The sequence below is a fragment of the Paraburkholderia phenoliruptrix genome (assembly GCF_902859825.1).
Taxonomy (GTDB): Bacteria; Pseudomonadota; Gammaproteobacteria; order Burkholderiales; family Burkholderiaceae; genus Paraburkholderia; species Paraburkholderia phenoliruptrix.
In genome coordinates, this window is sequence record NZ_CADIKB010000123.1 from 1 (window position 1) to 891 (window position 891).

Sequence of the window (891 nt, forward strand, 5' to 3'; positions counted from 1 at the left end):
CGATAGACCGACAACTGCTTTTTCCGTAAACTTGCGCATGGTGGATGGTTTGTTGTTTGCTGGTTTCCGACTTCGACAATCAGATTCTCAGCTGAAACCTCCACCGCCTTCGATCTCCCGCCTCAACTCCCCCGTACACCAGTTCCGACTTTAGCTCAACCTAACCGCCCTGATCGCTACGCGCTGAAGCCTGATATGTAAAGGTCCGACATCTGGGCGCGACAGGACTGGCGCCGAAGATGGAGGGATACAAGCTAACGCACACTAGCAGCCGGTCAGGCCAATCAGCGGTCTGGGCCAGGCACCGCCCACTGTTACAGCGCCTGTCGACGGCCGGACGGTATGGTTCAGTGGGGCGCGGTCGCGGTCCGTCAATGCCCATTTGCCGTACCGACCGCGCGCGGCAGTGACACCGAAAACACCGTCTCTGTTGCATCGGAGCATGCCTCGATCGTCCCTTGATGCGCCTTGGCGATCTCACTTGCGATGTACAGGCCCAGTCCGAGGCCGCCGTCGTCTTGAGAGGTCGGCGGGTCGCACGTTCCGCGCGTGAGGGGCTCGAAGATGCGCGCGAGCGTCGCACACTCGATGACAGGGCCCTGGTTCCTGACGTCGATACGGACCTGCGTCGCGTCCCCGTGCCCCTCGACGCGCACGGGCGTATTTGGCGCCCCATATTTGAGGGCATTCACGATCAGGTTCTGAAAAAGTTGCTGCAATCGCCGGCCATCCCAGTTTCCCTTCAAGCTGCCGCTGATATCCAGCTCAATCTGCCTGTGCGGATGAACGGCACGCAGTTCGTCCAGTTCGTCGGCCAGCAAGTCAGCCAGGTCGACAGGGGCCGGCACGACATTGATCCCCAGGCCCAGCCTCGTCCTGTTGAAATCGCTC

1 protein-coding gene is annotated in these 891 nt (G+C 60.7%); it reads right to left on the minus strand.

The window, feature by feature from the left end; genetic code table 11:
* Nucleotides 1-371: 371 nt before the first annotated feature.
* A partial coding sequence (locus HV711_RS33255; RefSeq protein ID WP_175145702.1) for a sensor histidine kinase occupies nucleotides 372-891 on the minus strand: 520 nt, incomplete at its 5' end.